Genomic DNA, 1,981 nt, shown 5'->3' on the forward strand with positions numbered 1-1,981 from the left:
CCTCAGCATCTAAGATTTTCGGCGTGCCTGTGGTCAAGCATGGCATCAACGGACACCTTCGGCAGAAAGGCAAGGTTGCAGAATTGGCGTGCATCGCAGAAGGACAATTGGTGCTTACCGATCATGGACTGGTTCCGATTGAGAAAGTGACTACAGATGACCTCTTGTGGGATGGAGAACAATGGGTACATCACGAAGGTGTCATCTACAAAGGCAAACGTGAGGTGATTACTTATGAAGGACTTACAGCAACCCCAGATCATCTCGTATGGATCGAGGGGCAATCGCAGCCGATACAGTTTGGAATCGCCGCCTCCTGCGGCTCACATCTCGTACAAACCGGAGATGGTGGGAAAGCAATACGGCTGGGTGAAAATTATCAGTGCGGAAAAACGCTGGAGCAAAACATGGAATCATTGCTATGTGTTGACCGAATGCACCGGATGCAACTCGAAGCAGTGGACATTGCTTTCCAGCCTTTCATGTGGAAAATCAAATGGTTGTCAGAGATGTTCTCAGCCCAGAAAAATTCCGCTCTGGCTCGAAAAAAGACTAACTGCAGCAAAGCAACGCTGCGAAAACCCAAAAGATGCAGGATATTCCAATTACGGTGCAAGAGGAATTCGGTTCGACTTTCCTTCTGTGACAGCAGCAGGTTTGTATCTGATAAACAAGTTTGGCGTACCAGAACGGACAATGGAAATCGACAGGATCGACGACAATGGAAACTATGCTCCGGAAAATCTCAGGTTTGTTACCCATGCAGAAAACAATCTGAACAAGCGGACGACCGTCTTAACACAGTTCGTGCAAAGTTACTGGCCTTATGCGTACAGTACCACTATTCGAAAATTATCCAGCGGAATGACACGAGAAGAAATTATTCAGGATGCCGAAAATGCAGTTGCGGAGAAAAGAAAATGTTGGAGACTCATAGCCACACGGCTCGACTTTATGACATACAAAATGCCGGAAGACGTCATCGTTTTACCGTATCGGGAAAACTTGTCCACAACTGCGGCTACGGCGGATCGGTCGGAGCAATGAAAGCCATGGGCGGATCGGAAATGTCTGACGCAGAACTGAAGCAAATTGTGACGGACTGGCGAACTGCTTCTCCACACATTGTGCAGTTGTGGTGGGATGTAGAAAATGCAGCCATCAAAGCTGTGCGGGATAAAATCGAAACAGAGACCCACGGCATTCACTTCTCTTATGAATCTGGTTTTCTGTTTATCAAGCTGCTGTCCGGCAGACGGTTGGCATATGTCAAGCCACGCATCGGTGAAAATCGCTTTGGCGGTGATTCTATCACCTATGAGGGCATTGGCACGGGCAAAAAGTGGGAACGCTTGGAAACTTACTCCGGCAAGCTGGTCGAAAACATTGTTCAGGCGACCGCACGGGATCTGCTCTTCTATTCCATGCAAACGCTATCACAATACTTCATTGTCGGTCATATTCACGATGAAATGATTATCGAATGTCCAAAAGATACAAAGCTGGATGAGATCTGTCAGCAGATGGCGAGAACGCCAGACTGGGCAAAAGGACTGCTGCTTCGGGCAGACGGATATGAATGCAGCTTTTACAAGAAAGATTAGGAGGATTCCATATGTTTTACATCAAAGAAAATCTGAATGACACCATCAGTATCTCCGTGGAGATCAACAACGAAAACGTATACTGTCGCTGCCCACAGTGCGGTGCAGAAGTACCAGTGGATCTGAGTGTTTTCTGGACAGCAGAAAACTTTGACATTTTCAGCAGTGCCGTTTACTGCGATGCCTGCACACTGAAGCGGCTGAAAGGAGCACTGCATGAATCTGTATAACGCTGAGGGATACATTGATCTCACTGCTTATGAGGCACTGAGCCGTATTGAACGAGAAGAACGCAGGGCGAAAAAGGCTGCCGCTTATCGACCACTGGTATACATCTGTTCTCCCTATTCCCACGGCTGCATCAATGACAATATCGA

The 1,981-nt window shown here is 47.5% G+C and carries 1 protein-coding gene and 2 pseudogenes; all 3 read left to right on the top strand.

Annotation, left to right across the window (positions count from 1 at the left end; translation table 11 throughout):
- Positions 1–1,604, top strand: a pseudogene (locus DXB92_RS14025) (hypothetical protein); the annotation flags it as partial.
- 11 nt (positions 1,605–1,615) lie between these two features.
- Positions 1,616–1,834 (top strand): hypothetical protein, encoded by a 219-nt coding sequence (locus tag DXB92_RS13085; protein WP_117734215.1) that lies wholly within the window; start codon positions 1,616–1,618, stop codon positions 1,832–1,834.
- Positions 1,821–1,981 (top strand): annotated as a pseudogene (locus DXB92_RS14355) (DUF4406 domain-containing protein); the annotation flags it as partial. The gene DXB92_RS13085 and the pseudogene DXB92_RS14355, both read left to right, overlap by 14 nt.

Source organism: Ruminococcus sp. OM06-36AC (assembly GCF_003438725.1).
In the GTDB taxonomy this organism is placed as follows: Bacteria; Bacillota; Clostridia; order Oscillospirales; family Ruminococcaceae; genus Ruminococcus_C; species Ruminococcus_C callidus.

Coding starts and splice junctions, on each gene's coding strand:
- DXB92_RS13085 (WP_117734215.1), top strand. CDS start 1,616: ATGTTTTACATCAAAGAAAATCTGAATGACACCATCAGTATCTCCGTG.